The organism is Caldisericia bacterium (genome assembly GCA_021158845.1).
Taxonomy (GTDB): Bacteria; Caldisericota; Caldisericia; order B22-G15; family B22-G15; genus B22-G15.
This window is the reverse complement of sequence record JAGGSY010000103.1, coordinates 1-5,380: the sequence shown is the minus strand read 5'-3', so window position 1 is coordinate 5,380 and position 5,380 is coordinate 1. Positions and strand designations below refer to the sequence as shown.

Below are 5,380 nucleotides of genomic sequence, written 5' to 3'. Positions count from 1 at the left end.
AGTATGGAGAAGGATACCTAAGATTTTCATATGCAACAAGCAAGGACAATATAAGGAAAGGGCTTGAAAGAATGAAGGAAGCTTTTGCGAGGTTGAAACAATGATGGATTACTTTTCACTTATATTCTGGATAATAATTCTTCTATCCATCTTTTACCCTGCAATTCATAAGAGGGAGATTGAAGTTCAGAGAATAAAACTCATTGCAAGATTCCAGAACAAGAGGAAGTCAAGGGTTATAACTTTAATTCACAGACAGGAGTCCCTCTCCTTCTTTGGAATTCCCTTTAGAAAGATGATAGATATAGATGACTCTGAAGAGATATTGAGAGCAATAAGAATGACACCTGATGATGTTCCCATTGATCTTATCCTTCACACACCAGGAGGACTTGTCCTTGCAGCAGAGCAGATTGCAAGGTCTCTTGTAAAGAGGAAGGGGAAAGTTACAGTTTTTATTCCCCACTATGCAATGAGTGGTGGAACACTTATTGCACTTGCCGCTGATGAGATTGTTATGGACAAAAATGCAGTTCTTGGACCAATTGACCCACAGATTGGAACATATCCTGCCGTTTCCATTCTTAATGTTGTTAAGAAGAAGGATATAAACAAAGTTAATGATGAAACATTAATCCTTGCAGATGTCTCAGAGAAGGCAATGAGGCAGGTAAAGGAGTTTGTCCTTGAGCTTCTCTCTGATAAAGTTGAGGAGGGAATTTTCACCAAGGAGCAAGCAGAGAGGATAGTGGATGAGCTTGTGTCGGGAAAATGGACTCACGATTATCCATTGAGTTTTGAAAAGGTAAAGGAGATGGGGCTTAAGGTGAGCACAGATATGCCACATGAGGTTTATGCTTTAATGAGTCTTTATCCACAATCTGGCATGGGAAGACCATCTGTTCAATACATTCCTCTTCCAATTACACCAAAACAGAAGGAGAAGAAGTAAGGAGGTTTATAATGAGTGAGAAATTCAAATCAGCGGAGAGACCTGAAACAGGTGAGGGGAAGCAGTATCACATTGATTTAAAACCGGGGGATTTAGCTCCATATGTTTTAACACCGGGAGATCCCGGAAGGGTTGATAGAATTCTAAAGACATGGGATGAGGGAAAAATTCTTGCCTTTCATAGAGAGTATAAATCTGCCACAGGAAAATACAGGGGTGTTCCCATATCTGCATTATCCACTGGAATTGGAGGACCATCCCTTGCCATAGCAATAGAGGAAGCTGCAAGGATTGGTGCCCATACCTTTATAAGGGTTGGAACAACAGGTGCGATTCAGGAGGGAATTGAACTTGGAGATATAATAATTGATCAAGCTGCGGTAAGACTTGAGGGAACAACACATCAGTATGTTAGAGGGGAGTATCCAGCCTTTGCCTCATACGAAGTAACCCTCGCTCTAATTCAGGCAGCAGAGGAACTTGGATTTAGATACCACATAGGAATTACAGCATCCACAGATTCATTCTATGTTGGACAGGGGAGACCGGGAATGAATGGATACATTCCATCCTTTGCCAAAGATATATATCAAGATATGAAGGCGGCAAATGTCACGAACTTTGAGATGGAGGCATCAACACTCTTTGTCTTGTCTTCCATATACAAGTTGAGGGCAGGTGCAGTATGTGTGGTTATAGCAAACAGAGTTACAAATGAGTTTGCCTATGTTGGAGAGGAGAGGGCAATAGAGGTTGCAAACCTTGCAGTTAAGATACTAACCAATTGGGATGAGATAAAGAGGAAAAAAGGAAAGAAACTCTTTTATCCATCACTTTTAAAATAAATCTCTGAAGAGGAAGTCTCTCTTTCAAGTTTGTTCATAAAGGAAAGGTAATCTTCCTTTGTGAGGAGAGGTTTATAATTTTCTATTATCTTTCTTGCCAATGCTTTATCGTAGAGAAGGTCAATTATTGTCATTGCTATAACCTTTGCAGGGATAATACATGCCATCTCCTCATCAACCATTTTAAAATCCTCTCCATGAAATTTCCCTGAAAATCCAGAGAAGGATGGGTGTATGACAGGAATGATATGGGAGATATCTCCCATATCAGTGGATGCACCACTAAAATCTCTCTCAACAACTTTAATCCCAATCTCTTCTGCATTCTTTTTGAAAATTTCTGAGAGTTCTTTATTCTGGATGAGTGGAAGATAACCTGGAATGGTTTTTATATTCACATCTCCACCAAGAGCATATGAAGAACCAAGAATTGCCCTATCAACAAGTTTATCAACAGATAGAATTGCATCAGTGCTTGCACCCCTTACATACATCTCCATACGAACATCGTCAGGAATAATATTGACACTATCTCCTCCCTTTGTGCTTATATAGTGAACCCTTATGTGGTCTTTATCCCTAAATCTTTCCCTTATCATGTTTACTGCATCTATTGAAAGGGTCATCATATGAAGTGCATTTATCCCCTTCTCTGGTTCTGCGCCTGCATGAGCTGGTCTCCCTTTGAATCTTATCATCTTTGATACAAATCCATTGGTTCCATAACCTACGATGAAGTATCTTCCTCTGTAGGAGGAATCACCATGTGCCATTATACCAATATGAACATCATCTATAACTCCCTCTCTTATCATCTCCTGCTTCCCACCAAAAAATCTTATCTTCCCATCTCTTTTCAATTCTTCTCTAAAGGAAAGATCTATAAATTCTTCAGCAGGAGTTCCAAAGAGAAATATGTTTCCAGAAAGATACTTTCTGATTCTATTTATACCAAGAGCAACTCCTATAAGATAGCCAATCTGTGCAAAATGTCCACATGCGTGAACAAGACCATTTTTGCTATCTGGATGCGAAGGATTGAAAAGGGCATCCATCTCTGAAAAGACCCCTATGTTTATATCTCCCCCACCTTTTAAAATCCCTTTTATCCCTGTTATGGAAAATTCCTCATAGGGTATGTTTTCCTTTACAAAGAAACTCTTTATCTTCTCTCTTGTCCTAAACTCCTTGAAACCCTCTTCAGGTTCATTGTATATGCTTCTACAAATGGAAATTATCTCCTCTTTTCTTTTCTCAATCTCATCAAGGACTATCTTTTTAAGTTCACTCTTTTCCATACAAGAATTTTATCAGATTTATTCCCTGATATAATTTAATTATGGTGCTTCTTAAAGTAGAGAACCTCAAAAAATCCTTTGGAAAAAAGGAAGTCTTAAGGGGAGTAAATTTTGAAATTGAGGAGGGGGAGGTGTATGGACTTCTTGGACCAAACGGTGCTGGAAAAAGCACAACCTTAAAGATAATAACAGGAATAATTCCTTCTGATTCTGGAAAAATCATTGTGGATGGAGAGGAAATAGGAGAGAATGATATAGATTATAAGCGAAAGATTGGCTTCCTTCCAGAACAGCCATACATCTATCCTTATCTTACAGGGATGGAGTTTCTAATATTTGTGAAAAGAGTCTTTGGTAGAGGAGACATTGAAAAATGGGTCTTTTACTTTGAGATGGAAGATTATATGGATACTCTTATAAAGGATTATTCACATGGATTGAAGCAGAGATTAATACTTGTCTCAATTTTCATGCGTTCTCCAAAAATTTACCTCTTTGATGAACCCACTGTTGGATTGGATCCTTTAACCATAAAGAAACTGAGGGAAGCTATAAGAGGGGAAACGAAAATGGGAAAGTGTTTCCTGCTTTCAACGCATCTACTCTCCAATGTGGAGGAGGTGGCAGATAGAGTGGGAATAATAAATAAGGGAAGGATTGTTATGGAGGAGAGTGTTTCATTTATAAGGGATAGGATGAAGAAAAAACTTGAAGATATATACTTTGAGGTTACAAGGAATGGACCCTCTGATATTCCTTTACACAAAGATAAAGAGGAATGAGTTCCTTCTAAAGACAAGGGAGAGAATAATCCTCTTTTTAATATATATCCTATTTTTTATAGGACTATTCTATGGCTCAAGGTATCTGTTTGATAAAGTTATGTCTATTCCTGTCTTTGGTGAGATACTGCTCTCAAGAATTATAAACCTGACCTTCCTCATGTTTATGGTATTGATACTCTTCTCCTCCCTCTTTCTATCTGTTGAGTATTTCTACTCATCTAAGGATATGGAACTTTTATTCTCATATCCAATAAAACCATTCTCCATATACTCAAAAATCATATTTGAGATTACCATCTCCTCATCACAGACAACAATTCTATTTCTCCTTCCAATAATCCTCTCCCTTGCATCTTACTTTCACTACCCAATCTACATCTTCATATCTCCATTCTTCCTTTTTCTCTTCTTCCTCCTTGTCTCCACCATCTCTACAACAATTTCTCACATAATACTTAAGATAACTCCAAGAGAAAAGGTGAGAAACTTCCTTATAGTTTTATTTATAACCATCTTCTCCCTTCTCTATCTTACCCTTGTGTTTATTAAACCGATAACTCTCTACAGACTAAACCTTAAAGATATACTTTTAAACTATCTTCTTAAATTGAATATGAAGGAAATCTCAATTCTTCCATCAACCTGGATCTCCAATCTTCTCATCTACTCTCTTTTAAGGAAACCAAGGGAGATTTCCATTGAAGCCACAAAACTTTTATTCTCCTCTCTGATCTTTTATCTTTTATCATTGAAGACTACGGATAAACTCCTTAAGAGAAACCTCTACAAAGGTGGTGGAATGAGGAGAGGGAGGAGTGTGAGAGATTTATTCATTTCAAGGTTATTTAAAGGTGTTAAAGGAGAAATAATGAAAAAGGACATACTTCTTCTCATTAGAACTCCATCTGAATGGTCAGAGGTAATTTTAATTTTAGCTTTGGTTATTGTTTACATAGCAAATTTTTCAAAACTCTCCCTCCTTCCCTACTTTAAACCCATCTTCTCTCAGTTCAACTTTCTTTTAATCTCCTTCATACTCTCCTCCCTCTCCCTCCGTTTTCCCTACACACAGATAAGTAAGGAAGGGAGAGGTTTTGTTCTCTTAAAATCCTTTCCAATAAATCTAAAGGAGTTCATGCTATCAAAGGTTTATCTCTACTCAATATTTTTAATTCCATTGAGCGGGCTACTGAACTTCTTTGTAAATCACATTGGAGGCATAGAGATAATTAAAACAATGGGATTTACCTCCCTCTCCCTTCTAAATACTCTGGAACTTATCTTTATATCTGTTGGATTTGGCTCAATCTATATAAAACCAGATGCCACCTCTTATGGAGAGATACTTTCAAGTGCCGGAAGTATAGTCTGTATGGTTCTATCAATGGTAATATCAGGAATAAATGTTCTTGGAATCTCTCTCATTTCCAAAAATCCATTATCCCTCCTCATCCTCTTAATTCCCATATTTGTTGCCTATTTTATATTTAATCTGGGTTT

5 protein-coding genes are annotated in these 5,380 nt (G+C 37.5%); 4 read left to right on the top strand and 1 reads right to left on the bottom strand.

The window, feature by feature from the left end; genetic code table 11:
• Positions 1 to 100: 100 nt before the first annotated feature.
• Together J7J33_03990 and udp are read left to right on the top strand one after the other, a co-directional pair.
• Positions 101 to 952: a hypothetical protein gene (locus J7J33_03990; protein MCD6168451.1), complete on the top strand. Its 852-nt coding sequence runs from the start codon at positions 101 to 103 to the stop codon at positions 950 to 952.
• A gap of 11 nt (positions 953 to 963) precedes the next feature.
• The gene (gene udp, locus J7J33_03985) at positions 964 to 1,797 is read left to right on the top strand and encodes a uridine phosphorylase (protein MCD6168450.1); all 834 of its coding nucleotides are present in this window, start codon (positions 964 to 966) and stop codon (positions 1,795 to 1,797) included.
• Here udp and J7J33_03980 read toward each other — a convergent pair.
• Complete coding sequence (locus J7J33_03980; protein ID MCD6168449.1) at positions 1,776 to 3,095, bottom strand: amidohydrolase; 1,320 nt, start codon at positions 3,093 to 3,095, stop codon at positions 1,776 to 1,778. The two genes, udp and J7J33_03980, sit on opposite strands and share 22 nt — an antisense overlap.
• 41 nt (positions 3,096 to 3,136) lie before the next feature.
• On the opposite strand from J7J33_03980, the gene J7J33_03975 reads away from it, so the two are divergent.
• Both J7J33_03975 and J7J33_03970 read left to right on the top strand, forming a co-directional pair.
• Entirely contained in the window at positions 3,137 to 3,877 is a 741-nt protein-coding gene (locus J7J33_03975) for an ABC transporter ATP-binding protein (protein ID MCD6168448.1), read from the top strand.
• Positions 3,834 to 5,380, top strand: a 1,547-nt coding sequence (locus tag J7J33_03970) for a hypothetical protein (GenBank protein MCD6168447.1), incomplete at its 3' end; no start/stop codon positions are given. The genes J7J33_03975 and J7J33_03970, both read left to right, overlap by 44 nt.